The sequence below is a fragment of the Ktedonobacterales bacterium genome, assembly GCA_036557285.1.
In the GTDB taxonomy this organism is placed as follows: domain Bacteria; phylum Chloroflexota; class Ktedonobacteria; order Ktedonobacterales; family DATBGS01; genus DATBHW01.
In genome coordinates this window covers 11,865-37,075 of record DATBHW010000012.1, presented here as the reverse complement: position 1 = coordinate 37,075, position 25,211 = coordinate 11,865, and the positions used below count along the sequence as shown (strand labels likewise).

Below are 25,211 nucleotides of genomic sequence, written 5' to 3'. Positions count from 1 at the left end.
GGCGGCGAACGATACTACTTATTATTATAAGCCATGATGGAGAAGCCTGGGCCAGGCATTGTTACGCGCCCGCCTTTGCCAGTGCTGCCCCAAGCACATGAATTGCCCGGCCCAGCGCCGCTTCCGCCCCTTCCAGCAGCGTCTCGCTCAGCGTCGGGTGGGCATAGAGAATCTCGGTGAGGTCGGTGAGTGTCGCGCCCATCTCGATTGCCAGGGTGGCCTGGCCGATCAGATCGGAGGCGCGCGGCCCCACCAGCGTCACGCCCAGCAGCGCCTCGTTTTCCGCGTCGGCAGTCACCAGCGCCAGGCCCGCGTTCGTTCCCAGCGTGAGCGCCCGGCCATTGGCCGCCAGCGGAAAGCGCCCTGTCATCGTCCGATAGCCCGCCTCCTGCGCCGCCTGGGGCGAGAGGCCGACGCTGGCAATCTCCGGCACAGTCAGCGCCACCAGCGGCGTGACCATCGGCGCGTACTGCACACGCGCGCCATTCATAGCCTCGGCGGCAATTTTGGCCTGCTTGATTGCCACCGAAGCCAGCGCCGGTTGTACCGCCGATAGGGGGAGAGAGGCGTGTACCGCCAGCGTCTCTGCTGGCGGGGGCGGGGAGGCGTGTACCGCCAGCGTCCCTGCTGGCAGGGGCAGGGAAGAGCGCACGTCGCCAGCAGCATATACCCGCTCATTGGTCGTGCGACCAGAGCTATCCACAACAGGGTCGCCAGCCTGCTCGCACTCTATGCCAGCAGCGCGCAGATGCAGTTCATCGCCGGGCAGCGGCTCCACGCCCAGCGAGACGACCAGCGGCAGCGGCGCGCGCTGCTCCTCTGGCTTCTCGCCAGTCGTATAGACGAAGGCATCCTCGCGTGAACCAACCGGGCGCGCATTGGCGACAATCTGCACACCCAGCCCGCGCAGCCCGGCCTGTACCAGACGCAGCGCCGCCGGGTCCACGCCATCCAGCAGCGCCTCGCCCGGCAGCAGCAGCGTGACCCTCGTTCCCAGGCGCGCAAAGAGCGTGGCAAGCTCCAGCGCGATATAATCGTTGCCAATGATGCTCAGTGTCGCCGGAAACTCTGCCAGGGCCAGCGCCTGCTCTGGCGAGAGTATCTTCACGCCATCGCTGGGCAGCGCGGCTGGCAAGCGATGCTTTGCGCCAGTAGCGATCAGGCAGTGCTCGAAGATAAAGCGATGCGAGCCGTATTCGCCCTCGACGCGCATCTCCTTGTCATTGATAAACCAGCCCCGGCCCGACACCATCTCGACCTTGTTGCCCGCCAGCAGCCGCGCCACGCCTTCGCTCAGCCGATCAACCACGCCCTGCTTCCAGGCGGCCATCTGCGCCCAATCGAAGCTCACCGGCCCGGCGCTGATGCCCATCTCTTCCAGGCTCGCTCGCGTCTGATGATAGCGTTCGGAAGCCGCCAGCAGCGCCTTGAGCGGGATGCAGCCGCGATGCAGGCAAACGCCACCCGGCGGCCCTGGGTCTACTAACGTGACGCGCCGCCCCAACTGCGCGGCGCGAATCGCCCCGACATAGCCCGCCGGGCCAGCGCCCAACACCAGCACATCCACAGCCGTAGCAACATCTCCGACAACCATAAGCTCGACACTTTCTGCTCTCAAGTCTCTCACAATGCCTGCCGTCATGATAGCATCTGCGAGGCGTTTGCACAAAATGTGGCTTCAATCAAGCTAAGAGAGACGAGAGGGCAGGCTTACCCTCTGCTCAGTGGCTCGAACAGTTCGATGGGGTTCCCTGAAGGGTCATCCAGCAGAATCTGTTTGCCGCCAACGCCGTTCACGATGTCGTTGCGAAAGTGAACGCCTTCCTGGCGCAGCGCCTCGACAATGGCAGCCAGATCGGAGACTTGAAGCGAGATGCGGTTCCAGCCCCCAGGTTCGGGCTTCGTGCCATCTGGCATGGCCTGCCCGCCGCCACCTATCTCACTGGGCGCGCTGAGCAAGAGACGCAGATCGCCTCTGGAGAGTATGGCGAAGGTAGGGGCAGGGTGCATCTCTTCCTGGAAGTCGAGATGCTGAGAGTAAAACGCGATGGCGGCGTCAACGTCGTGTACAATGTAGCGAACGCTTACTGTAGACATAGCGAATCCTTTCAATCGAGCATTACATCGCCCAGCCCGCGTGCCGGGTGAAGATAAACTGATCGTCAGCCGTGACCGCCGCTCCCTCATGCTCGAAGTAAACAACCAGGGCATCCTCACCTTCCCGGCGATAAATCAGCCAGCGGGGATCAGGCACATTGCGCTCAAAAAACACCGCTTCCCCATCCGCATAGTGCACCAGCACAAACTCCAACGACGAGTCTTTTTCTTCCCAGCCGATCAGATCAGCGTGGAAGTGCTTGAAGCGCATAACCAGGAACGCTCCTTCGGGGGCCAGCGTGATAAGCTCGTAAAAGCCTATCTGGTTGTCTCGCAGCAAGCGAAACATGCCCATGAGTGTTCCCCCGGCCAGCGTACTCCAGTATTCTTCAATAGAAGCATTGCCGTGATAGCCGGACCAGCTACCGGGCAGCCAGGCCAGGTCAGCAGCCGTCGCGCCCGTAAGGCCAGCAGTTGGATAACGACTCATAACCTCTCCCCTGGCCGACTTAATAGCTGTTCAGCAGCAGCAGTGACGGATGCTCCACCAGTTCCTGGAAGCGCGCCATGAAGGCGGAAGAGCCAGCCCCATCAATCAAACGATGATCGAACGAGAGCGACAGCGGCAGCGTGGGTCGCGCAATGATCGCTCCTTGCCGGGCGACGGGCCGCTCGCGCAGCGCGCCCACCGCCAGGATAGCTGCCTCCGGTGGATTGATGATCGGCACGCCTGTGCCGCCGCTGCCACCAAAGCTGCCCACATTGTTCAGCGTGAACGTGCTGCCGCTCGACTCCTGAAGTGTCAGCTTGCGATTGCGCCCGGCCTCCACCAGCCGATTGATCTCGCGGGCCAGGTCCAGCAGCGTGCGCCGGTCTGCGTCGCGCACAACCGAGATGAGCAGACCATCCGGCGTATCTGTTGCCAGTCCGATGTGGTAGAAACGCTTGTAAACGATCTCGCGGCGCTGCTCGTCCAGGCTGGCGTTGAAGATCGGGAACTCTTTCAGCGCCTGCACCACGATCTTGACCAGCAGCGGCAGATAGGTCAGGCGGATGCCCTGTTTCTCGGCCTGCGGCTTCAGTTCTTCGCGCAGCGCCATCAGCGCCTCGCCATCAGCCTCGCCAAAAGCGGTAGCGTGCGGAATCGTTCGCCAGGCAAGCTCCATGCGCTCCGCTATGCGACGGCGCAGCCCAACCAGCGGTTCGCGCTGCTCGCCACCCGGCTCAGCCAGCGCGGGGGGCAGCGCAGGCGCAGCAGGCGCGCCAGCGGCAGCCGGAGCGGTGACCCCGTTCGTCGCGGCGGGTGCAGGCGCAGAGGCAGCAGCGCCTCGCGCAGCAAACTGGCGTACATCCTCCATCGTCACGCGCCCGCCAGGGCCGGTGCCCTGCACCTGATCAATGTCAATGCCCATCTCAAAGGCCATCTTGCGCGCGGCAGGCGCAGCCAATGCGTGGCGTTTGGCGGTCGAAACCGCCTCTACGGGCGTGCCGCCGCTAAGTTGGCTCAGGCCAACTTCCCCAGCCTCTGCCCCGTTGTTACGCGGCGCGCGCTCGGCTTTTGGGCCTGCCTGCGCCCCCTGCGGCTCCAGTGTAATCAGCACTTCGCCCACGTGGGCAATCGCGCCAGGCTGGAAAAGAATCTCCAGCACCTTGCCAGTGACCGGCGCGCCAATTTCCGCGACGGATTTATCCGTCTGAATCTCCACCATCGGCTGGTCCAGCTTCACCTGATCGCCGGGCTTGACCATCCAGCGCAGGATTTCTGCTTCGTGAATACCCTCAGCCACATCTGGAAGCTTGAACTCTATCATGGCTTATAGCTCCGTTGCTCGCTCATCATCAATGGCGCCACCCGCCAGTTGCGTGTACCGTTGCGTCCCTGGCGGCGTCAGTCGGCCAGCGCCCGCTCCAGCGCATCGGTGACACGCGCAACGTTCGGGACATAGAAATCTTCATGCCCAGGCACAGGATAAGGTACGTCGTAGCCTGTCACGCGCTCAACCGGCTTGAGCAGCGAATACAGGCAACGCTCGTTAATGATCGCCGTCAGTTCCGCGCCGATACCGCCCGCGCGCGGCGCTTCGTGGACGATAACAGCCCGCCCTGTCTTCTCGACAGAAGCCGTAATCGTCGCCTCGTCCAGCGGCCAGATCGTGCGCAGATCAATCACCTCAACACTCTTGCCGCTGCGCTCTTCAATCTGCTTTGCCGCTTCCAGCGCCACCGTCACCATCGCGCCATAGGCAATCACCGAAGCGTCACTGCCCTCGCGCACCACATTCGCCTGACCCAGCGGAAGCGTGTAGCGTTCTTCGGGCACCTCCTGGCGGAAGGAGCGATACAGCTTCATATGCTCCAGAAAGATGACCGGATCAGGATCGTCTATGGCCGAGGCCAGCAGCCCCTTGGCATCATAGGGACTGGAGGGCAGCACGACCTTGATCCCTGGCGTCTGCAAGAACACGCCTTCCAGGCTGTCCGGGTGCAGTTCCGGTGTGCGCACGCCCCCGCCAAAGGGCGAGCGCACAACCAGCGGACAGCCAAACGCGCCCGCGCTGCGAAAGCGCATGCGCGCCGCCTGGGTCACAAGCTGGCTCATGCTCAGGAAGAGGAAACCGGCAAATTGAATCTCGGCCACCGGGCGCAGGCCATAGGCCGCCATGCCCACCGAACTGCCGATGATTGCCGATTCCGAAAGCGGCGTATCAAAGACGCGCCGCTCGCCAAAACGCTTTTGCAACTGATCGGTGACGCGAAAGACGCCACCGTTTGGGCCAATATCCTGTCCCAGCAGGACCACCCGCTCATCGCGCTCCAGTTCGAGCGCCAGCGCCTGATTCAGCGCCTCAACCATTGTTGATTGCATGGCTCTTTATGCTCCGCTCGTTACTTCGCCAGATAATGCTGTAGCATAGCGCGCTCTTCTTCCAGGCGCGGGAAGGGCTTGGCATACGCCCAGTTGAACATCTCTTCGGGCGAGGGCAAAGGCATCGCCTCGGCCTCGTCAACCGCAGCGTTAATCTCCGCTTCGACCTCTTCCACCAGCGCGCTCTCCTTCTTGTCATCCATCAGCTTGCGCCCGACCAGATAGCGTTTGAAGCGCGCGATGGGGTCTTTCGCCTTCCAGACTTCGATCTCGGCGGGATCGCGGTAGCGCGTCGGATCATCGGCAGTCGTATGCGCACCGATGCGATAGGTCAGCAGTTCGATCAGCGTCGGGCCGTCGCCTGCGCGGGCGCGGTCAACAGACTCGCTCATCGCGCTGTAGACCGCCAGAACATCGTTACCATCCACCAGACGCGACGGCACACCAAAGCCAGCGCCGCGCGCCGCGATAGTTGGAGCGGCGGTCTGCTTGTGGCGTGGCACGCTGATAGCCCAACCGTTATTTTGCACCACCAGCACCACCGGCGCTTTATACACGCCTGCCCAGTTCAGCGCCTCGTTGAAATCGCCCTCCGAGGTTGCGCCATCGCCGCACGCGCCAACCGCCACGATGGGATCGCCCTTGATTTTGGCGGCCATCGCAATCCCCACGGCATGCAAGAGCTGCGTACCGATAACGATCTGGATGGGCAGGCAGTGCGTCTCAACCGGATAGCTCGGATGCGTGCAGCCCCGGAAAGAAAAAATCTTCGTGGCAAGCGGCACGCCCTTCACCAGATGCGAAGCAATCTCTCGATACGATGTAACCAGCCAGTCCTCTGGCCGCAGCGGCGCAGCCAGCCCAATGGCTGACGCTTCCTGCCCGACGAGCGAGCCAAACGTCGTCGCCCGGCCCTGGCGCTGAAGCGCGATAATCTTATCGGAAAGCTTGCGCGCCAGCCACATCCAGCGGAACATAGCCAGCAATCGCTCATTGGAAAGATCGGGAACAGGGCCAACAATCTTCCCTTCAGGGTCAAGGATTTGGAAAGCGGTTTCCTGTGAATAGGTTGTGACCACAGCAACCTCCTTGTGAATATGCGCGCAACACGGCGGCACGAAGCGATTGATAAGCAGAGGAGTCCTCTCTTACCCGCAGTCTAGCCCCCGAAGCGCCCCTCTGTCAATGCGCTGGTTTAGCAGTTGAAGCCATCAGGAAAAGGCCGCTGAACCCGACGCCGCTGGGTGGGGTTCGTGCGCCACTTGCGCTGGCGAAAGCGGCAAACGGACAACGAAAGTCGAGCCTTCACCCTCCACACCGCTGCTCTCTACCCGGATAGTCCCCTCCATGCTCTCAGTCATCACCCGGCACAGATACAACCCCAGCCCGCTGCCGACTACTGACGAAGCCAGGTCACGCGGCAAGCGCACAAACCGATTGAAAAGCAGTGGAACTTGCTCTGGTGGAATCCCCAGGCCGAAGTCGCGCACCCGAATCTCCACCAGAAATCGCGCGCGCCTGTTCCCATGCCGCCGACGCGAGCCAGGCCCGGTCTGAGCCAGAACCCGCGCCGCTACCTGGACCGGCGACCCTGGCGGCGAATACTTGAGCGCGTTAGAGAGTAAGTTCGTCAATATCTGCTGGAAGCGCACCGGCTCCCCCCAGATAGCGATCCCTTCTGGAATCGCCACCTGTATATCCTGCCCCCCACGATGCGTCTCGCGCGGGTCAATCAGCGTCAGGGCCGTGTCCAGAGCCTCGCGTACCGGCACTGCCGTTGGTGTGTATGAATCGGTTTTGCCATCAATCCGGCGCACCTCCAGAATACTGGACAGCAGCGCGACCAGCGAAGAACCTGTGCGGCTAGCCTTTTCCAGGGCCAGCGCCAGTTCCGCATCCGACAACTGCGGCTGCGCCTCCCGCAGATATTCCACATAGCCGTGAAGCGCCATGATCGGCGTGCGCAGTTCATGATTGACATGCGTAATAAATTGATCTTTCAGTTCATCCAGCCGCTCGGCTTGATAGACCCGTTCGTAAGCCGCGCCCAGTGTTCGCAGCGTCTGGCGATACGTCAGCCAGTTTGCAATCAAGAACGCCGCAATCAACCATTCAAGGATGAGCGCGGCCACGATGATGCTCACGAGTTGCTCTTCGATGATCGCTTCCAGCCCCGCGTGGCGCGGCGCCTGGTAAAGCATGAACACCGTCAAAATGTTGACCAGCAGCGTCGCTCCCACTACCGTCCACAGGTTGCCCAGCACTCCGACAAGGACAATCACACACCCAAAGATCATCAACTCACTCAAGGTATAGGGGTCTAAACCCTCCTCGACAAACACCTGAAACAGAACAAGGAAGAGAATCCCCACACTACCTGTCGTGATCATCATCATGGTAGCAAGCGTCGTTCGCCCCCGCCGCAAGGCTATTGTCCCCAAAAGAAAGAAAAGCGTTATCACCAGTGTCGCGCCATAGAGTACCCACGCTGGCGTGGTGAACCCGAAATCCTCGAAGACCAGCCGCAAAGTGAAAACAACGCTGGTAAGCCCAAATACCACCGTCGAAAGAGGCAGCATAGCCCCTAAAAGGCGCTGGCGGCGCTGGCGCTCGTAGGTCTGGTAGACTGTAAACTCTGCGGCAGAAAGGGGGAGAAACCGACGCGAAGCGAGATTCTTCATGGTATCCGCTCCTTGGGGGATTTTTATGATTCGGGCAGTTCTTCTTCCAGCAGCGCCTGCATGCGCTGGAGCCGATCTGCTTCGCTGAAGGTAATGGCTTGCTGAATCGCCGCCACAAGTTCCTGCGGAGTAACGGGCTTAATTACATACAGATCAGCGCCCGCCGCCAGCCCGGCAAACTGGTCCTTTTGCTGGGCCAGCGCCGTCAGCACAATGAGCGGAGTAGCCGCCGTCTCCGGGTCGCCGCGCAGCGCCCGCACCAGTTGGTAGCCATCCAGTCCAGGCATCTTAATGTCAATCACCACACACTGCGGGCGCAGCGCGTAGAACTGCTCCAGCCCTGATATGCCATCGGAGACGCCAACGACCCTGAACGATCCAAGGCGCGGCAGAGCCATGAGCAGGAGATCGAGCAGATCACGATTATCCTCGACAATGAGAACAGTGGGCAGTCCGTGCGAAGCAGCCATCTCTATCACCTCACCGAAACGTTGCGCGCAATGTATCCGGTGCGGCGCAGCAGGAGCATCTGCCCGTGGAAAAGCGTGGTTGACACTGGCTTGACGATATAGTCATCAGCACCCACCCGGAAGGCGCGCACCTTGTCGGCGACAGAAGCGCGCGTGGTCACACAGGCAATCAGGATCGCTTTCAGCGCGCTATCCCGTTGCAGATAGTGGATGAAGGAGAACGCATCACCATCTGGCTGATCGAGTTCCAGGATAATCAGGCCCGGCTGATAGCGCAGAATCATCTGAAAGGCTGCGCTCAGGGTCGCCGCCGGAATACACTGAAAACTCTCCTGAAGAAGATACGCGATCTGCCGTTGATAAAGCGGGTCAGGGTCAATTACTACGATGGGTGAGAGGGGGTACTTGGACATGAAGCGTCTCCTTAAGAAACCAATGCAGCCTCTTGGAGTACATGCGTGCAGCGCAATACTCCAGGCATTGCCCTTTTGATAGCGCCAGCATGCGGTCTCCCTCTCCCTTCACACGGGCAGCCTTCTCAAAGGGGGTGAGCTTTGTTCCCCCCTTACTGTATCGCTGCTGTCAAGGGGTCATTATTTCTGGCGCCCTGGGGATGAGCGGCGCTGGTGGTAAATGCCCTACCATGTGAGCAGCTTTGGCCCTGAAACATGAGCATTTGCCTCCAATCATGAGCACCAGGAGGAAAGTAGCTGGGCAAGTCGCTCCACACCTGGGGTATTGACATGCAATAGTGTAAATGGGGTAGCGCTACGAAACGTGTCGCTGGCCGCAAAGGAGCAGGAAAGAAACTATTTGCAGAAGAGCTTTTCCATCCTGGAAAGGATTGAAATTATGGCAACCTCTCAGATGACCCCGAGCATTTCGGTGATTACCTTGGGAGTCAACGATCTAGAACAATCACTCGCTTTTTATCGTGATGGCCTGGGCTTGCCAACCAGTGGGATGATCGGCACTGAATTCAAAGGCGATGAAACGCATCCGTCAGGGGCAATCGTCCTGTTTCAACTCCAACATGGAGTCATTCTGGCGCTTTATCCCCAGACTGAATTAGCGAAAGATGCCAAAGAGCCTGTTGGAGCAGCAAGTTCCACCGAGTTCAGTATTGGGCATCTCGTGCGAGGCAAAGAAGAGGTCGATACTCTGCTGAAACAAGCAGAAGCTGCTGGGGCGACGGTAACTGACGAACCACATGAGCGACCCTGGGGTATCTACTCAGGGTATTTCAAAGATGTCGATGGGCATCTCTGGGAAATTATCTGGAACCCGCAGATGGTGCCAGAGGAGAGGTAAAACTCAGATCCTGACGAATCACCGCAGTTCTTCCAGACCTGGCTCATATCCGAACACTCGGCTTGAACCTGGCCGACTCTGGAAAGGTGTCCGAGCATTCAACATCAGACGTGCGACAAATAATGCGCGCTGAATTTACAAAAACGGCATGCGACAATCCGCATGAGAGCGGATTCTCAACCTGTCACTGGTCGTCTTGCTCAAGATTGAGGGCAATTTCCCATGTTTGAGGACCAGACCTGCTCACTTCGTGGGGCATTTACCGGCTGGCTCATTACGGCTTGAGACCACTCCTCAAGCGAACGCTGAACAGCTTCGGGGAGGCCACTCATACAGTCATCCAGGCGAAACTCAGCGATCATGACACTGCCCAACTGCTTATTGAGCATACCCGCTGAATGTAGCCCTTGTTCTTGTAAAATAAGGACAGGGAGGCCAGCCTGATACGCCATTGCCGCCTCGATATGATTCCAGATAGTGCTGTTGCGGCGATCAATATAGCTCATCGCGTCGGCGCTGTCGGGGTATTCAACGCCAGAAGCCCAGCGAAAACGCTCCAGAGCGATAATGAGCGCCCCCTGGCAGCTACGCATCCGTTGTCGTATCTCTGGTAAGGGGTCGTAACCCTCCTGGCTATTGTGGACGGTGACAGGCGCCAGAGCCAGGTCGTGAAGGGCGGCAAACACGCAATCCAGCATCAATTGCTGGGGCGCGCTGCGGGTTGTTTGGATGCTGATAAACACTCGCCTCATATCACGGGCGCCTTCCACAAATCTTCAGAATAGGCTGAATATATAACGATTTATTTCAGTAGGGAGGCATAATCAATGGCTGAGACCATCCAGGACCAGTGGGCGCAATGGCTGCTGCAACGGCGGCATGGCGGCGACCCTGAGCAGCAGCAAACCATGCTGCAAAGATTGTTCGCTGTTCGAGACCAGGTACTCCAGCATGCCGACATTGCGGCGGGCGAAACGATGCTCGATGTCGGCACAGGCGACGGACTGATTGCCTTTGGCGGGCTGCCGCAGGTCGGCGAGCAAGGACAGGTTATTTTCAGCGATATTTCCCAGGATTTGCTCGATCACTCCCAGGCGCTGGCCGGGCAAATGAGTGTACTTGATCGCTGCCAGTTTGTTCGCGCCTCGGCGGATGATCTGACTCCGCTGGCAGATGCTTCGGTGGATGTCGTCACAACTCGTTCTGTCCTGATCTACGTCGCCGCCAAACAGCAAGCCTTCCACGAGTTCTACCGTGTCCTGAAGCCCGGTGGGCGCATCTCGCTTTTCGAGCCAATCAACCGCTTCGCCTATCCAGAGCCAGGGAACCGCTTCTTTGGGTACAACGTGACGCCTGTGCAGGGCATTGCCGACAAAGTGAAGGCCGGATATGGGCTGCTTATCAAAAACGAGACAGAGGCATATGGCCCGATGATGGACTTCGGCGAGTACGATCTGTTTCGCTTTGCCGAAAAAGCTGGTTTCGGCGAGATTCATCTGCACGTACAGGTGGATATGAAACCAATGGAACCAGCGAAGTGGGACACTTTTCGACAAAGCGCCCCCAATCCGCTGGCCCCAACGCTGGAAGAAGTGCTGCAAGCAGCATTGACACCCGCCGAGGCAGAACAATTTGCGAACCATCTCAGCCCACTCGTTGAGCGAGGACAGGGAACAACTCGCATGGCCGTCGCCTATCTGTGGGCGATCAAGGGCGTGTAGCGCCGCCCCTGGCGGCCACTTGTAGCGCCGCCTTCCAGGCGGCAGGGGAGGCGAGGGGACTTGTGGCGCCGCCGTCCCTGGCGGCCAACGCTGCGCTGCTGCGAACGCTGCTCCTTTAGGGACGTGGCTGCGGCACGCCAACGTCGAGCCGCCTGGAAGGCGGCGCTACAAGTCCCCTCCACACCGCCAGCCAACGTCGGCCTGGGCAGACCCAGATACAAGGTCAAACTTCATCAATCGCCAGCCGCCTACAACTCGTCCATGAGATCTCTTCCCGGACGCAGTTCCTTCTCATAGCAGGCAATGCGCGCCGTGACGCGCATCCCCGCCCGCTCATAGAGCCGCTGCGCACCGGTCAGACTCTGCCCATCAACCCCTAACCCGACGCGCCGAATTTCCCGCTGATCGAAAACCGTGAAGGCATGGCGCAGCAGCGCCAACCCCAGGCCGCGCTTGCGCCAGGGACGCAGTACCGCGAGCTGCTCGATCCAGCCAGAGCCATCGTCGCGCCTCCGGCAGAGCGCCGCTCCCGCCACCTTGTCGCCCTCCTGCGCCAGAAACCACAGCGAAGCGTCAAAGGATTCGCGGACCATATGCCGCTGCCATTCCTCGAAGCTGCGGGGGATATGCGCCCAGGAGTCCCTGAAGCCCTCCTCAACGGTTTCATAGGCTCGCTGAATATCCTCCAGGCTGCCGTCACAGGTTCGCACGCTGATGCCTTCCGGCCACGCCGGGGCTGGCCGCGTCCCTTCCAGATCGATCCGCATGCGGAAGTAGACTCGCGTCAGTTCATAGCCGCGCGTCTCCAACAAGTCTCGCGCGGCGGCGCTCTCGGCAACAACATTGTTGACCAGCACCCGGCGTGTCCCGTCTGGCTCTGCCGCGATAATAGCCGCCGCCCGCCGCTCCATCTCCTCAACCAGCGTTTTCCCAATCCCTCGCCTGTTGTGGTCAGGATGAACATAGCCATCGCCATAGAAACGGCCCGCGCCGTAGTCCATCAGAGTAGCGTAGCCGCAAAGCAGCCCATCCGACGCCAGAACCATCCAGGCATCCTGAGTGGGGTCCAGTTCTTCCCAGTCGCCAATAATGGTGTCGGGGGTCAGGGGATCGGCTTCGCCCATCTCGGCAGTGTCGAAGACCCGCAAGAGGGCCAGAATCGCCGGAATGTCTTCCATCGTCGGGGAGCGCACGATGTAGCCAGGAGTTAAATAGGGATACATATCGTCCTCTTTCGTGTGTCGCGCAGGCAGGGAGCGGCTGCTTGAGGGCGCACGTGGGGACGGAAAGAGAGAACACGTTTGCCAGCCACGGAGCATATCTCAGAGACGCCACTCGATACCCGCGCAAAGTCAACAAGACTCGCCCCCACCAGATCGCGGGGAGAGTACAGGTGATTTCGCTTGCGTTGTTATCAGTAGCGTAGAGACATGTTCTGGCTCATCCTCTCTTCAATGAAGCTGCCAGCAGTATACTCGCTGCGCTTGAGAAATGCAAGCGCGCTGTTGATGGTTGTTCGCGTATTGTGCCTGCATGTGATATAATCAAAGCATCCTGAAACTGAGGTGGCAGCATGTGTATCTTTTCCTCCACAATTCGCATGGTGATGCGGATGCGCGGGCTACCGCGCGATCCAAAGTCCATGCTGCCTGCTGCCTGACTCAAGCATACGAACCGTCTTATTCAGGGCTACCCAGCATGGGCAGCCCTTTCTGTTTGCCCGGCGCCCCCCTTGAGAAGGAGACTACCATGACCAACCCTACATTAGATGAGCGACACCCACCCTGGTATGTCACCACTGCCATACCCTACGTCAACGCAAAGCCCCATATCGGCTTCGCGCTGGAGATCATCCTGACCGACGCGCTGGCGCGCTATCACCGCCTCAAAGGCGAAGACGTGCGCTTCCTCACCGGCGCGGATGAGAACAGCCTGAAGAATGTCCAGGCGGCGGAAAAAGAAGGTATCACCACCCAGGCGCTGGTGGACCGCAACGCCGCGCAGTACCAGGCGCTGCGAGAACCGTTGAACCTGTCGTTCGATGATTTCATTCGCACCAGCAACGACCCGCGCCATCTGGCGGGCGTGCGCAAGCTCTGGCAGGCGTGCACAGAGAACGCTGACATCTACAAGCGCCCCTATCAAGGGCTTTACTGTGTCGGCTGCGAACAGTTCTACACCCCGGACGAACTCATTGACGGCCTCTGCCCGGAACATCTGACGCCGCCGGAAGTCGTCGAGGAGGAGAACTACTTCTTTCGCCTTTCGCGCTACGCTGACCGACTATACGAACTGATCGAATCCGACCAACTGCGCATCGTCCCCCAGACACGTAAGAACGAGGCGCTGAGCTTCATCCGCCAGGGTCTGGAAGACTTCAGCATCTCGCGTTCGCGGGCGCGCGCCCACGACTGGGGCATCTCTGTCCCCGGTGATCCAGATCAGGTGATGTACGTCTGGTTCGACGCGCTAGGCAACTACATTACCGCGCTGGGCTACGCCAGCGAAGCGCCGCTCTATCAGCATTACTGGGCACACAACCCGCAGCGAGTTCACGTCATCGGCAAGGGCATTTTGCGCTTCCATACCATCTATTGGCCGGCAATGCTCCTTTCAGCCGGAGTGCTGCCGCCCAGCGAAGTCTTCGTACATGGCTACGTCACTATCGAGGGCGCAAAGATCAGCAAATCGCTGGGCAACGTCATTGATCCAGTTGAGTTTGCCGGGCGCTATGGCACAGACGCGCTGCGCTACTACCTGCTGCGCGAGATTCGCGCCACTGACGACGGCGATTTCAGCCTGGAGCGATTCATTCGCACGCACAACGTCGATCTCGCCGATCAGCTAGGCAACCTGCTCAATCGGGTCGTCAATATGGTCACTCGCTACTACAGCGGCGTCGTGCCTGCGCCCGGCGAGCCGGAGGAAATTGATCGGCGGCTCATCAGCGTCGCCGAAGAACTGCCCGAACGGGTAGATGCCGCGCTGGCCCAGTTCGCCCCACATGAAGCCCTGGCCGCCATCTGGGAACTTGTGGGCGCGGCCAACAAATACGTTGCCGATGTCGAACCCTGGACACTGGCAAAGCAGCGCAAGGGGCCAGATAGCGCGGCAGCCGAAGCGCGGCTGGCGACCTCGTTGTACAACCTGGCCGAAGCCTTGCGCCTGATCGCGCACTACTGCGCGCCGTTCATTCCGGCCACCGCCGAAGCCATCGCCAGCCAGCTTGGCATCGCCCTGGACACCGGCAGCGATTGGGCGCAGGTCTCCCGTTGGGGCGGCTATCTGGCGGGGACCAGCGTCCAGCCCGGCGGCGTCCTGTTCCCCAAGCTGGAACTGCCCGTCGAGGTGTAGAAGGGCGTTTGCCCCCACCCCGCCGTCCCTGGCGGCGAACGGCGGGGTGGGGGCCGCCTGTACCGCCGTCCCTGGCGGCGCAACGGTGCGCCAGGGCGAGCGTTCGCCCTCCAGGCCACCGGACCAGCAGCCCAATGGTTCGCCGCCAGGGACGGCGGTACAGGCAACAACGCTTCAAGTAGCCCTATCCTCAGATACACCTTTTTGGCGGCGCAGTGCCCGGTAGGCGTGCCGTAGGATAGCCGGATCGGTTTCCTTCGCGCTCAGAACCTCCAGGGCCAGGCCCACGCGCGGGTCAGCGCAGAAGTTACCGAGGGCTGTCGTGGCATGGCGACGGACGTTGATGCTTGGGTCTGTCAGCGCGTGAGCCACCACGCGGGCAACTATATCCTCTTCTACTTGCAGGGGATGTAACTTGCAGGCGTCACAACTGAGGACATGCAGCGCCATACGCCGCACGCGCGGTACCGTATCATCCAGCAGCCGACGCAGCGGCTCGGCACAGCGATCATCTGCCATATGGTCCAGCGTGTGCGTGCAATCGTAGCGCACCCTCGGACTTGCGTGGAGCAGCCCTTCCAGCAGCGTCTCCACCAGCGCCGAGTGGTTGCCTTGCTCCACGACCACCTCGCGCGCCGCCAGAATATCTCGCAGCGGCATGCGCGAAAAGCGCCGCGCCAGTCCCACAGCATCTCGCTGCATCGCCAGATCAGCAAGCTGCCGCGCCAGTTCGCGCACAGATGGCCGCTGCGCAGCAGACTTTTTACCCTCGGCGGCCATATCCTCTGATGGCTTGCTTGTCTCTCTCTCCAACGGCTTCTCCTGGCCCATCGCCTCAATGTGCGCTTTCAGCTTCGGCCAGCTTGAAAAGCCCGCCTCGCGCGCAACGACCAGCAGGGCATCGGCCAGCGCAAAGTTCCTTATATTGCGAACAGTGGGCGCTGATTGAGTGAAACGAGGAAGATGCGCCTCGACACGCTGACGCGCTTGTGGATCAGCGGCGCGAAACGCCTTGAGCAGGGCTTTCGCCTGGTTCTTGAGGTATTCCAGATTGGGCAAGCCAGACAGCAGGGACATAAAGAACCTCCCCTCACAAGGAAGCCTGTTGTCCGTCGCGCCAGGCGAGAAGAAGGTTCATTACATGTCAGGACCAGTAGACTAAGCCCTTTCCACGGACAGGGGGCGACTGAATCGCGCAGCTCAAAGTATACTCGCTGAGTCAGCCATCGTCAAGCAAAGTGTTAGATGAAATCCTTCCCGCTCTTGCATTCTGCCAGCCCAGCCGGTAGGCGCTGCTGTCTCGCTGCGCTGCTTCATGGGCGCGCGCCTCTCCCCTGATTCCAGCGGGCCACCTCGACCTGCAACGTCTCGCCCAGTTTCTGGACTTTTCCACCAAAGAGGGCGCTGTCGAAGAGGATTTTTCTCCCGTCATGGCAATGCACCGTGTACCTGTGGCGCACGCTGGTTGAGGTGGACGTGACGCCAGACGCAGACTGGTGGGTGCTTCTGCTGACTTTGACGTTGTGGGTCACGGTGATCGCGTCCTGCCAACGAAAGGCGTCAGCCCTTCTGGATGTGACCAGAGCAGCGCCATGCGTGCAAACAACCGCGCGGGCGCCACTGTTCCCGATGGCCTTCACGATTTGCCAGAGGCTGTACACTATCCCCAGCAGCCCAACCAGCGGGAAAAGAATCTGGACCACCTGAAAGATCGGCTCGGAGGTAGACAGAGGCGAACTATCAAACAGGTGGAGGTCGTTTGGAAGGAGGGGACTGTTGGTGATAGCGGCGGTGAACAGGGTCCAGGCGGCAAAAAACGCCGCCAGGAACAGGAATCCGATGATCTTCAAGACAGTGTTCGGTTGGTACACCGCTGTAGAGGCGCCAAGGCGATATTTGCTGATAAGCTGTTGCGCTTCTGGGGTCAGGGATGCCATAACTGATGAATCCCCTTTCTGGATGCGTCTGATGCGAGAGGATGCGCTCACTCTTTACGCAGAAGCCCCCGCTGCGTTTTCTGCTGGCGAAATCCGCCAATGTCCTGCCTCAAGTGTACCAGATGCCCATCTTCCAAACGTTACGGCCATCGTTACGGAGTTTGCTTTTTCTGCGGCTTCCATTCTTGATACAAGGGGTTGCCCTGTCTTCAGAAGCTGATAGCCTCTCCAGGCGAAGGTAATAGAGGATCGGCAGCAGCTAGCAGAGAGCAAGAAAATCGCTCATCCCTGCTGCGCCTCGCTGGAAGACGATGCGCTTTCCTGTCTGGCGACGGTAGCCCCCCACTCCGAAGGCTCAACGTCAGCTATTGATTGAGAGAACGTCCAGCAGTGGCCGCCCAGGTCTTCGGTGCTGTACTGTCTCTCCCCGAATGGGTAGTCGGTCGGAGGGTGCAGGATTCGTGCGCCGCGCGCCCTGGCTCGCTCGTAGTGGCGGTCCACGTCTTCCACGCGCACAAGTACCGAATGGCTGACCGCGTTCGTCGGCGTCTTGGAACCCTGGTCTGGGTGTCCCTCGCTCACAACGACCGCGCCATCGCCAACGACAAGCTGGGCGCGGTGAGTGCCTATTCGCAAACGCTCGGTGAATCCAAAGGCGCTGCACAGCCAGTCCACCGCCCGACCTACATCCTCATAAGCAAGCACAGGGATGACGGTACATGCTGGTACCGAGCGATTCGCCATTAGTTTGTTCCCCGAAAGACTCATAACCGTTCCTCTCTCTATTGAATACTGGCTGCCGAAGAAGACGCACACCCAGGCAAGGCTATAGCGATCATGCCCGACTAACGACGCCAACCACAGCATATCTTCGCTGTGGTTGGCGTCGCTCGCGTCGCCGCCAATGGGGTTCCGCTCGCGGAAAAGAAAGTGAGAAAATATCCGCTTCTATCTCAGGCCGACTCCTCGCTCAGCAGCAGACCTTGCAGCCTGCCCAGGAAATGTGTCCAGCCTTCGAGATGGCCCATACGCTCCTCTTGATCGTCCCTGGATTCAGCATAGGGGCCATGAATAATAGTAATCTGCGTGCCACCCTCTGCCAGCGTCTCAAACGTCACGATCACATGCCTGATCGGCGCGAGGTCCGGCTCACTATCCCACTTCCAGGTGAACGACAGCATCTTCCCTGGCTCAAAAGCCGTATAATAGCCGCGCAGATTCCGGCCCCTGCCGGGCCAGGAAAAATGATACCCCCCATCCACGCGCGCCACGTTCTCCACTTCTGGCGGCCACCACCGCCGCAGCAGCGCCGGTATCGTCCAGTAATCAAAGAGCGCCCTGGGAGCCGTCGTCGGAAACTCCGCCGCAGCAACCAGCCAATCGTTCGCTGAGGGGAGCTGCCATAAAGGAGAAGGAGAAACCATCATGTGATCGCTAATCATAGATTACCCCATTGCATAGGTTTATTATCCAGCCCTGGCTTGCTGCCGGTTCGCTCTACGCCACGCCTGACATCCAGGCTGCCCCTCCATAAATGCACGTACCTTGCCATGATAGACATGAGGAACCTTTGGCATAACAAGTATACTAGAAAATACGTTCTAAGTCAAGACCTCCGTAGCTCATCGGGCAAACCTTCATCGTTCTGCCCCAGCGCCTGGCGAGCCGCCTCAACCACATCCGCCAGCGCGACCATCCGGCTCTCCTGCTCCGCGCGCCGCTTGAACTCAACCGCTCCTCGCGCCAGCGTGCGCCTGCTCACCACCAGACGAACCGGCAGCCCAATCAGATCAGCGTCATTGAACGTGATGCCCGCCGACTCGGCCCGATCATCGTACAGCACTTCTACGCCAGCCTGGCAGAGCGCCGCGTACAGATCATCGGCGGCGCGTGTCACGTCTGCATCGCCAGCGCCCAGCGCACACAGCGCCACCTGATACGGCGCAATCGCCGTCGGCCAGCAGATGCCGCGCGCGTCATGGCGCTGCTCCACCGCCATTGCCATGACACGCCCCAGGCCCAGGCCATAGCAGCCCATGAGCATCACATGCTCCTGCCCATCTTCGCCCAGAAACGTGGCGTTGAACAGTTCGCTGTACTTCCGCCCCACCTTAAAAGCATGCCCAAGCTCAGACCCTCGCTTCACCCCCAGCGTCCCGCCGCAGCGCGCACAGATCGCGCCCGCAAAAGCCGAAGCAATATCCTCCCAGGCATCCACCCGGAAATCGCGCCCCGCGTTCACGTTGCGCAGGTGATAATCTTCCCGATTCGCCCCAGCCACCAGATTCTTGCTGCCCTGAAGCGACGTATCGGCAAGAATCAGCGCGTCCTCGCCCTGGCCGATTGGCGACATAGAGCCTGCTACTACCGTCCCAGCCTGCTGCAACTCCTCTGGCGACGCCAGGTGCAGCGTCGTCGCGTTCAGCCCCGCGCGAGCGACGGCGTTGAACAGCTTCACCTCGTTGACCTCCAGATCGCCGCGCGCCAGCGCAAAGATCAGCCGACCATCGGCCATATAGCAGACTGACTTGAGCGTCTTTGCCGCCGAGATATGCAAAAAAGCAGCCAGATCGGCAATTGTCTTCTGTCCTGGCGTATAGACCTCCTCCAGTGCCGCCTCGACTTCATCCGGCGGCGCAGCGCGCGCAAACTCGGCCTTTTCGCGGTTTGCCGCGTAGCCACACTGCGGGCAAAAGATGGCCTCGTCCTCGCCAGCCTCGCCCAGCGCCAGAAACTCCTGCGAATCCTTGCCACCAATCGCGCCGCTGTCGGCCTCCACCAGTAGCACATCCAGCCCGCAGCGCCCGAAAATGCGCTTGTACGCCTCGATCATCGCCCGATAGCTCGCATCCAATCCCGCCTCATCGGCATCGAAGCTGTACAGGTCTTTCATCCAGAACTCCCGCACCCGCAGCAGCCCGCCGCGCGGGCGCGCCTCATCCCGAAACTTCGTCTGAATCTGATAGAGCCGCTGCGGCAGATCGCGGTAGCTCTGCGCCATCTCTTTCGCCAGCAACGTAATCACTTCCTCGTGTGTCGGCCCCAGAGCCAGATCACGCCCTCGCCGGTCCTTCAGTCGAAACAGCACCTCGCCCAGCATATCGGCGCGGCTGACTCCCCGCGCTGGCTGCGCCGCCCACAGTTCCAGCGGCTGCAAGACCGGCAGGGTACACTCCTGGCCTCCGGCAGCGTTCATCTCCTCGCGGACAATGTTCGCAATCTTCAGCAAGACGCGCTGTCCCAGCGGCAGAAAGCTATAGACCCCGGAGGTAAGCTGGCGCACAAAGCCTCCGCGCACCAGCAATTGATGGCTGATCGTTTCCGCATCAGTCGGCGGCTCGCGCAGTGTGCGCAAAAAGAGTCGAGAATAACGCATCGGCGCCCCTCCTTGCAGATTAGAAAGACAAACCAAACAAAAATGCCCCGTCCCTAAAAGGACGAGGCATTGCTCGCGGTACCACCTTCGTTTGCTGCCGTCTCCAGCAGCCCCTCAGCCGACACGGAACCTGTTGGCTCGATGTCGCTCCTCATGATAACGGGAGGAAACCGGCAGAGTTTCCAGAGGGCGCGCCCTCATTCACTCGCGCTCACAGGTGGGTTTCGGAAACGGCCCGGATGCCAGCTTTCACGCTCCTGGCTCGCTGCTCTCCTGCTCTGTTCTCCTACTGGCCTGCTCAGCGTTTTTCGCCCTATGTACTTGTTTAGCGTTTCGCCGGGTAGAGTACACGAATAGGCGGATAGCTAGAATGCGATAGGGCCAGCGGGTCTGAAACGTTCGGGCGTCGGACCCGCTCCGGCAGCGCGCGCGCCGTCAATTTCAGGCGATGGGTCAGTCGCAGCGCCTCAAAAGCCACAACCAGGGCGCGCAAGCTCACCACAATCAGGGCAACAGCAACCAGTAAGACCAACACGAATACCAGCGTTGCCATAGGAGGCCCTCGTTTTCAGTACCAATCCCTCAGTTGGAGCTTCGTGAACATCTACTACTTCATAGTATACCGCATTACAGGTCAAGTAACTATGAACCCGTTCACTATTACATACGCTGCAACGTCACGAAAAACATCCTCTCCCCGGCTATGCCATCTTCTCCATCTCGCCAATATAGCGCCCAAACAGATCAAGCGCCTGCTGCACAGGCGCGGGCGAAGTCATATCCACCCCCGCATCCCGCAGTAGATCGATGCTGTAATCAGAAGACCCCCGCGTCAGGAAGCGCCGATAACGCTCCACTGCGGGCGCGCCCTCGCTCAAAATCTGCTGGGCCAGCGCCGCCGAAGCCGAAATGCCCGTTGCGTACTGATACACGTAGAAATCGTAATAGAAGTGCGGAATGCGCGCCCACTCGATGCTAATCAGATCATCAACATTGACCTCCGGCCCATAGTAGGCATCGTTGAGTTCTTTGTATATCTGCGAAAGCGAATCAGCCGTCAGCGCCTCCCCTGCCTCAGCCACTGTATGAATCTGGCGCTCGAAGGCGGCAAACATCGTCTGGCGATACAGCGTCGTGCGGAAGCCCTCCAGATAGTGGTTAATGATATACATCCGTAGCGCCCGGTCTGTCGTCTTCTCCAGCAGATGGTGCGTCAGCAGTGCCTCGTTCAGCGTCGAAGCCACCTCCGCTACAAAGATCGTATAACTGCCATAGGGATAGGGCTGCGTGCGCCGGGTGTAAAACGAGTGCATCGAATGGCCGAACTCGTGCGCCAGCGTAAACATATTATCCAGATTTTCCTGGTAGTTCAGCAGCACAAACGGATTCGTGCCATACGTCCCGCTGCTATACGCCCCGCCGCGCTTGCCTTCGTTCTCCAGCACATCAATCCAGCGTGAATGGAAGCCTCGCGTCATATCCGCCACATAATCCGGTCCCAGTGGAGCCAGGGCTTTGGCAACCGTTTCTTTCGCCTGCTCAAACGAAACCTTGTATTCCACCTCTGCCACCATCGGCACATACAGATCATACATATGCAGTTCATCCAGGCCCAGCAGCTTCTTGCGCAGCCGCAGATAGCGATGCAGCACACCTAGATTGTCATGTACTGTATCAACCAGATTCTCATAGACGCTCACCGGAATATTATTCGCATCCAGCGCCGCCTCCAGCGCCGTGTCATAGTGGCGCGCCCTGGCCCCGAAGATTTGCCCTTTTACCTGCCCGTTCAGCGTCGCCGCCAGCGTATTGCGCTGCTTGAAGAACGTGCGGTGCATCCCCTCAAACGCCGCCTTGCGCACATCCCGATTGCGTTCCTCCAGAAAGAGGATATAGTTGCCCTTCGTCAGTTCCACATCCTGCCCCGCCGCGTCCTTGATCGTCGGCAGCTTCAGATCGGCATTGTTGAGCATATTAAACACCTGCGATGGCGCATCCAACGGCTCGCTCACCTCGGCCAGCAGCGCCTCCACCTCAGCAGAGCGCACATGGGGCTTGCGCCGCAGCAGTTCATCCAGCAGATGCCGATACAATTCCAGGCGCGTATCCTCGCGCAAAAAGCCCTCGATACGATCCTGCGGAATCTCAAGAATCTCTGGCGTCATGAACGCGCTGGCCGCCCCAACTTTCGTCGCCAATGTCGTCACGCGGCTCAAGCGCGCCAGATTCGTGCTGTTGGAAGTATCTTCGTCTGAACGCATCGAAGCATAGACATACAACTTGCCCAGCGCCTCAGAAAGTGTACTATCAAGGTGGAGCGCCTCATACAACGTCTGGGCGCTGTTGCCCAGCGCCCCCTGAAAGGCGCTCAATTTGGGCAGTTCATCGTTCACCCGGATAAACGCCTGCTCCCAGGATTCCGGCGTCTCAAAAATACTTTCCAGATTCCAGGTCAGTTCAACCGGAACCTCACTCCGTTTGGGAAGCGTCGTCTGCAAGATGATTCTCCTCATCTATTTCTCAACATATAGGCTGTCTTCATTGGTCATCCCAACGTGTGCCGCCGCCGTCCCTGGCGGCGAATCGTTTCGCTGGTAAGATGTGCTATGAGATATACGAACTGAATAGACAGTTCTCACAGAGTTTTGCGCGGCCAGTGAGCCAGGCGCTTTTCAGCCGGGGAAGAATGGCCGTACCCTCCTTTCGCTCCTGACTATGTATTGCACTACGCTGTATAATATCCATATGAGAAAAGCCGCTACCTTTCGTCTAACAGGCCATGCCCAGCGCCTTCTCAACGCAATGGCAGAAGCCGACGGTATCTCGCATACCGCCATGTTAGAAATTGCCATCCGAGAAGCCGCCCGCAAACGGGGTATCCATGCTGATACTGGAATACAAACTCAGAACCAATCAGGCACAACGCACCGCGATTAACGAAGCCATTAGAACGGTCCAGTTTATCCGCAACAAGGCGCTGCGCCTGTGGGTAGATGGGCGCGGTGTCGGTTGGGCAGAACAGCAGCGCCTCTGTGCTCAGCTTGCCAAAGAGTTCCCCTTTGCGGCGAAACTGCACTCCAATGCGCGCCAGGCATCGGCAGATCGAGCGTGGGCCAGTATCAGCCGGTTCTACAAGAATTGCCGGGAACACAAACCGGGCAAGAAGGGCTATCCCCGTTTTCAGCATGATAACCGCTCGGTAGAGTACAAGGTGGGCGGGTGGAAATTGGAGTCGGATGGGCAACACCTGACCTTTATCGATGGCACGGGCATAGGCACGCTGCGCCTGATTGGAACCAGGAGCATTGCCACCTTCCCCACGAGAGGGATCAAGCGCGTGCGGTTGCTGAAGCGGGCCGACGGGTACTATGTCCAATTTGCAGTGCAAGCAGATCGCCAGATAGCACACGAACCCACCGGCCATCAAGTCGGCATTGATATGGGGCTGAAGAGTTTCTATACCGACTCGGAAGGCGTCGCCGTTCCTAACCCTCGCTTTCTGCGCAAGAGCGAGCGCACGTTGAAGCGCTTGCACCGGCGCGTCTCCAAGAAACAGAAACGCTCCAAGAATCGCAGGAAAGCGATTCAGCGCCTGGCGAAAGGCTATCTGAGAGTGAGTAGGCAGCGTAAAGACTTCGCCTGCAAAGCAGCGAGGGCGCTGGTCCAGTCTAGCGACTTGGTCGCCTACGAAAACCTCCAGATTGCCAATCTCGTGAAGAACCATCATCTCGCCAAGAGCATCAGCGATGCGGCGTGGGGCCAGTTCCTCTCCTGGCTGCGCTACTATGGGCAGATAACGAGCGTGCCTGTTGTGGCCGTTTCGCCCCGCTTTACCAGCCAGGATTGCTCCGGCTGTGGCGAACGGGCCTACAAGTCGCTCAGCATGCGAACCCATGTCTGCCCTGGTTGTGGCTTGGTCCTTGATCGAGATCATAACGCCGCCCTTAATATCCTAGACTCAGCCCTCCGTACCGCCGGGCAGGCGGGAACGGGTCTCTGCTTGCAGGGACAAAACGCTTCTGGACAGGGAACCTCTGGCAGTCGCACGCGATTGCGGTCTGTTAAGTTCGCTGGCTGAAGGAAGAATCTCCTGGCTTTTAAGCGGGGGAGTGTCAACGTTTCTCTGCATCCGCCAATCCAGCCGCCATCAGACTCAGCAAGAGCAGCAGTTGCGGCCCCTGAAAACTATTCGTCGCATCATACCACTCCGTCAGCGCGTGCGTATCGCCGCCGTCGCCACCGCCGCCGATCACTACCCCTGGCACACCCAGCGAAAGCGGGATATTCACATCGCAGCTTCCTGGCTCGCCCAGATGCGCGCCGCCCGTCACATGACGCGCCGCAGCCAGCGCCGCCAGCACCAGCGGCGCATCCGGCGTCATCCGCCCAGCGGGCCGCTCTCCCAAAACCGTAAACGTCAGCGCCAGCGTTTCTGCCACGTTTCCCGACTGATCGAACGCGCCGCGCCCATGCTCGGTGCGCACTGCCAATTCCACAGCGGCGCGATACGCCTGATGCACCTCTATCAACTTCTGCGTATCAGCGGCGCGCAGATCGATCTCGAACCAGGCTTCTTCCGGCAGCGCATTGATTGACGTACCACCGCCAATGCGCGTCACGCTGCATGTCGCTTTAGGCAAACTTGCCCCGCCAGAGGCCGCGCGCGGCGGAGCCAGCTTTTCAGCGATCCTGGCGATCTCGGCCAGCGCCCGGCCCAGCGCGTAAATCGGGTTCGCCCGCCCAAAATGGACATAGCTATGCCCCCCAGGCCCGCGACAGGTCACGCGCTCCCGAATCACTCCCTGCCCGCTCGCTGTGATATAGCCCGCGTGCAAACCATCAACCACCAGAAACGCGCCGATGCTTTCAGGCGCAAGCTCCTTCTTCAGCAAATGGCGCACGCCGCGCAGATTCCCCGCGCCCTCTTCGCCCACCGTACCCACCAGAAAAAGGGGGCGTTGTGGCTTCAGCCCAAACTGGCGCAGCGCCCGCGCCAGCATCAACATGCTCGTCAGTCCGCGCGCGTTATCGCCAATGCCCGGCGCGCGCAAAATCTGGCCCTGGCGCTGCACCCTGGGCTGAACCTCAGCCGGAAAAACGCTGTCCAGATGCGCGGCCACCACCACCGATGGCCCCTCTTCCTGAGAAAGTACCCGCGCAATCACATTGCCCTCAGCGTCCCGGCGTACATCATCCAATCCCTCGGCGCGCAGCCGGGCCATCAGATGCTCGCCGCGCGCCTCCTCGCCAAAGGGCGGCGCAGGAACCTCGCAGAAGGCAATCTGCTCAGCCAGCGCCTCCTCGCTCTGCTCGCGCAGCCAGCCCAGCGCCGCCGCCACACGCCCCTCGCGCGCAAGTTGTTCTGGTTCCTGGGTTATCATGCGGCGCCTCACTTCCC

Annotated in this window: 24 protein-coding genes; 4 read left to right on the top strand and 20 right to left on the bottom strand. The window is 59.9% G+C overall.

The window, feature by feature from the left end; translation table 11 throughout:
* Window positions 1-61: 61 nt before the first annotated feature.
* The 9 genes from VH599_04520 to VH599_04480 form a co-directional block, all read right to left on the bottom strand.
* Window positions 62-1,594: an FAD-dependent oxidoreductase gene (locus VH599_04520; GenBank protein ID HEY7347560.1), complete on the bottom strand. Its 1,533-nt coding sequence runs from the start codon at window positions 1,592-1,594 to the stop codon at window positions 62-64.
* A gap of 116 nt (window positions 1,595-1,710) precedes the next feature.
* On the bottom strand, window positions 1,711-2,097 hold the full coding sequence (locus VH599_04515; protein HEY7347559.1) for a VOC family protein: 387 nt from the start codon (window positions 2,095-2,097) through the stop codon (window positions 1,711-1,713).
* A gap of 22 nt (window positions 2,098-2,119) precedes the next feature.
* Entirely contained in the window at window positions 2,120-2,587 is a 468-nt protein-coding gene (locus tag VH599_04510; protein ID HEY7347558.1) for a DUF6265 family protein, read from the bottom strand.
* Between the two features lie 19 nt (window positions 2,588-2,606).
* On the bottom strand, window positions 2,607-3,908 hold the full coding sequence (locus tag VH599_04505; protein ID HEY7347557.1) for a dihydrolipoamide acetyltransferase family protein: 1,302 nt from the start codon (window positions 3,906-3,908) through the stop codon (window positions 2,607-2,609).
* Window positions 3,909-3,985: 77 nt separating this feature from the next.
* Window positions 3,986-4,963 (bottom strand): alpha-ketoacid dehydrogenase subunit beta, encoded by a 978-nt coding sequence (locus VH599_04500; protein ID HEY7347556.1) that lies wholly within the window; start codon window positions 4,961-4,963, stop codon window positions 3,986-3,988.
* Between the two features lie 20 nt (window positions 4,964-4,983).
* A complete protein-coding gene (gene pdhA / locus VH599_04495) occupies window positions 4,984-6,042 on the bottom strand; it encodes a pyruvate dehydrogenase (acetyl-transferring) E1 component subunit alpha (protein ID HEY7347555.1) in 1,059 nt (352 codons plus the stop codon).
* Between the two features lie 132 nt (window positions 6,043-6,174).
* A complete protein-coding gene (locus VH599_04490; protein HEY7347554.1) occupies window positions 6,175-7,644 on the bottom strand; it encodes a HAMP domain-containing sensor histidine kinase in 1,470 nt (489 codons plus the stop codon).
* 23 nt (window positions 7,645-7,667) lie between these two features.
* Window positions 7,668-8,114 carry a response regulator gene (locus VH599_04485; protein HEY7347553.1) on the bottom strand — a complete coding sequence of 149 codons (447 nt, stop codon included), beginning with the start codon at window positions 8,112-8,114 and terminating at the stop codon, window positions 7,668-7,670.
* Between the two features lie 5 nt (window positions 8,115-8,119).
* On the bottom strand, window positions 8,120-8,527 hold the full coding sequence (locus VH599_04480; GenBank protein ID HEY7347552.1) for a response regulator: 408 nt from the start codon (window positions 8,525-8,527) through the stop codon (window positions 8,120-8,122).
* Window positions 8,528-8,966: 439 nt separating this feature from the next.
* Between VH599_04480 and VH599_04475 the strand changes: the two genes are divergently transcribed.
* Window positions 8,967-9,425: a VOC family protein gene (locus tag VH599_04475; GenBank protein ID HEY7347551.1), complete on the top strand. Its 459-nt coding sequence runs from the start codon at window positions 8,967-8,969 to the stop codon at window positions 9,423-9,425.
* 200 nt (window positions 9,426-9,625) lie between these two features.
* Here VH599_04475 and VH599_04470 read toward each other — a convergent pair whose 3' ends face one another.
* Window positions 9,626-10,177: a hypothetical protein gene (locus VH599_04470; GenBank protein HEY7347550.1), complete on the bottom strand. Its 552-nt coding sequence runs from the start codon at window positions 10,175-10,177 to the stop codon at window positions 9,626-9,628.
* Window positions 10,178-10,252: 75 nt separating this feature from the next.
* Here VH599_04470 and VH599_04465 point away from each other — a divergent pair, with 75 nt between their 5' ends.
* Window positions 10,253-11,146 carry a methyltransferase domain-containing protein gene (locus VH599_04465; protein HEY7347549.1) on the top strand — a complete coding sequence of 298 codons (894 nt, stop codon included), beginning with the start codon at window positions 10,253-10,255 and terminating at the stop codon, window positions 11,144-11,146.
* Here VH599_04465 and VH599_04460 read toward each other — a convergent pair.
* Complete coding sequence (locus VH599_04460) at window positions 11,119-11,373, bottom strand: hypothetical protein (protein HEY7347548.1); 255 nt, start codon at window positions 11,371-11,373, stop codon at window positions 11,119-11,121. The two genes, VH599_04465 and VH599_04460, sit on opposite strands and share 28 nt — an antisense overlap.
* A 21-nt stretch (window positions 11,374-11,394) precedes the next feature.
* A complete protein-coding gene (locus tag VH599_04455; protein HEY7347547.1) occupies window positions 11,395-12,369 on the bottom strand; it encodes a GNAT family N-acetyltransferase in 975 nt (324 codons plus the stop codon).
* A gap of 526 nt (window positions 12,370-12,895) precedes the next feature.
* Here VH599_04455 and metG point away from each other — a divergent pair.
* Window positions 12,896-14,500: a methionine--tRNA ligase gene (gene metG / locus VH599_04450; GenBank protein ID HEY7347546.1), complete on the top strand. Its 1,605-nt coding sequence runs from the start codon at window positions 12,896-12,898 to the stop codon at window positions 14,498-14,500.
* 174 nt (window positions 14,501-14,674) lie between these two features.
* Here the strand turns inward: metG and VH599_04445 are convergent, their stop codons facing one another.
* From VH599_04445 to pepF, 7 genes are all read right to left on the bottom strand, one after another.
* Window positions 14,675-15,577 carry a HEAT repeat domain-containing protein gene (locus tag VH599_04445; protein HEY7347545.1) on the bottom strand — a complete coding sequence of 301 codons (903 nt, stop codon included), beginning with the start codon at window positions 15,575-15,577 and terminating at the stop codon, window positions 14,675-14,677.
* A 236-nt stretch (window positions 15,578-15,813) separates the two neighbouring features.
* Window positions 15,814-16,437, bottom strand: a complete 624-nt coding sequence (locus VH599_04440; protein ID HEY7347544.1) for a DUF6585 family protein — start codon at window positions 16,435-16,437, stop codon at window positions 15,814-15,816.
* A gap of 282 nt (window positions 16,438-16,719) precedes the next feature.
* Complete coding sequence (locus tag VH599_04435) at window positions 16,720-17,205, bottom strand: VOC family protein (protein HEY7347543.1); 486 nt, start codon at window positions 17,203-17,205, stop codon at window positions 16,720-16,722.
* A gap of 185 nt (window positions 17,206-17,390) precedes the next feature.
* Entirely contained in the window at window positions 17,391-17,879 is a 489-nt protein-coding gene (locus VH599_04430; GenBank protein ID HEY7347542.1) for an SRPBCC domain-containing protein, read from the bottom strand.
* A gap of 164 nt (window positions 17,880-18,043) precedes the next feature.
* Window positions 18,044-19,813, bottom strand: a complete 1,770-nt coding sequence (locus VH599_04425; GenBank protein HEY7347541.1) for a proline--tRNA ligase — start codon at window positions 19,811-19,813, stop codon at window positions 18,044-18,046.
* Window positions 19,814-20,138: 325 nt separating this feature from the next.
* Window positions 20,139-20,366 carry a hypothetical protein gene (locus VH599_04420; protein ID HEY7347540.1) on the bottom strand — a complete coding sequence of 76 codons (228 nt, stop codon included), beginning with the start codon at window positions 20,364-20,366 and terminating at the stop codon, window positions 20,139-20,141.
* A 148-nt stretch (window positions 20,367-20,514) separates the two neighbouring features.
* Window positions 20,515-22,311, bottom strand: coding sequence for an oligoendopeptidase F (gene pepF / locus VH599_04415; protein HEY7347539.1), 1,797 nt, complete (start codon window positions 22,309-22,311; stop codon window positions 20,515-20,517).
* A 383-nt stretch (window positions 22,312-22,694) separates the two neighbouring features.
* Here pepF and VH599_04410 point away from each other — a divergent pair, with 383 nt between their 5' ends.
* Complete coding sequence (locus tag VH599_04410; protein ID HEY7347538.1) at window positions 22,695-23,891, top strand: transposase; 1,197 nt, start codon at window positions 22,695-22,697, stop codon at window positions 23,889-23,891.
* Window positions 23,892-23,925: 34 nt separating this feature from the next.
* Here VH599_04410 and VH599_04405 read toward each other — a convergent pair whose 3' ends face one another.
* Complete coding sequence (locus tag VH599_04405) at window positions 23,926-25,194, bottom strand: M20/M25/M40 family metallo-hydrolase (GenBank protein ID HEY7347537.1); 1,269 nt, start codon at window positions 25,192-25,194, stop codon at window positions 23,926-23,928.
* Window positions 25,195-25,211: the final 17 nt, after the last annotated feature.

Coding starts and splice junctions, on each gene's coding strand:
- VH599_04480 (HEY7347552.1), bottom strand. CDS start 8,527: ATGTCCAAGTACCCCCTCTCACCCATCGTAGTAATTGACCCTGACCCG.
- VH599_04485 (HEY7347553.1), bottom strand. CDS start 8,114: ATGGCTGCTTCGCACGGACTGCCCACTGTTCTCATTGTCGAGGATAAT.
- VH599_04475 (HEY7347551.1), top strand. CDS start 8,967: ATGGCAACCTCTCAGATGACCCCGAGCATTTCGGTGATTACCTTGGGA.
- VH599_04470 (HEY7347550.1), bottom strand. CDS start 10,177: ATGAGGCGAGTGTTTATCAGCATCCAAACAACCCGCAGCGCGCCCCAG.
- VH599_04465 (HEY7347549.1), top strand. CDS start 10,253: ATGGCTGAGACCATCCAGGACCAGTGGGCGCAATGGCTGCTGCAACGG.
- VH599_04505 (HEY7347557.1), bottom strand. CDS start 3,908: ATGATAGAGTTCAAGCTTCCAGATGTGGCTGAGGGTATTCACGAAGCA.
- VH599_04440 (HEY7347544.1), bottom strand. CDS start 16,437: ATGGCATCCCTGACCCCAGAAGCGCAACAGCTTATCAGCAAATATCGC.
- VH599_04500 (HEY7347556.1), bottom strand. CDS start 4,963: ATGCAATCAACAATGGTTGAGGCGCTGAATCAGGCGCTGGCGCTCGAA.
- VH599_04510 (HEY7347558.1), bottom strand. CDS start 2,587: ATGAGTCGTTATCCAACTGCTGGCCTTACGGGCGCGACGGCTGCTGAC.
- VH599_04430 (HEY7347542.1), bottom strand. CDS start 17,879: ATGATTAGCGATCACATGATGGTTTCTCCTTCTCCTTTATGGCAGCTC.
- VH599_04435 (HEY7347543.1), bottom strand. CDS start 17,205: ATGAGTCTTTCGGGGAACAAACTAATGGCGAATCGCTCGGTACCAGCA.
- VH599_04420 (HEY7347540.1), bottom strand. CDS start 20,366: ATGGCAACGCTGGTATTCGTGTTGGTCTTACTGGTTGCTGTTGCCCTG.
- VH599_04455 (HEY7347547.1), bottom strand. CDS start 12,369: ATGTATCCCTATTTAACTCCTGGCTACATCGTGCGCTCCCCGACGATG.
- VH599_04515 (HEY7347559.1), bottom strand. CDS start 2,097: ATGTCTACAGTAAGCGTTCGCTACATTGTACACGACGTTGACGCCGCC.
- VH599_04445 (HEY7347545.1), bottom strand. CDS start 15,577: ATGTCCCTGCTGTCTGGCTTGCCCAATCTGGAATACCTCAAGAACCAG.
- VH599_04520 (HEY7347560.1), bottom strand. CDS start 1,594: ATGGTTGTCGGAGATGTTGCTACGGCTGTGGATGTGCTGGTGTTGGGC.
- VH599_04410 (HEY7347538.1), top strand. CDS start 22,695: ATGCTGATACTGGAATACAAACTCAGAACCAATCAGGCACAACGCACC.
- metG (HEY7347546.1), top strand. CDS start 12,896: ATGACCAACCCTACATTAGATGAGCGACACCCACCCTGGTATGTCACC.
- VH599_04425 (HEY7347541.1), bottom strand. CDS start 19,813: ATGCGTTATTCTCGACTCTTTTTGCGCACACTGCGCGAGCCGCCGACT.
- VH599_04405 (HEY7347537.1), bottom strand. CDS start 25,194: ATGATAACCCAGGAACCAGAACAACTTGCGCGCGAGGGGCGTGTGGCG.
- VH599_04490 (HEY7347554.1), bottom strand. CDS start 7,644: ATGAAGAATCTCGCTTCGCGTCGGTTTCTCCCCCTTTCTGCCGCAGAG.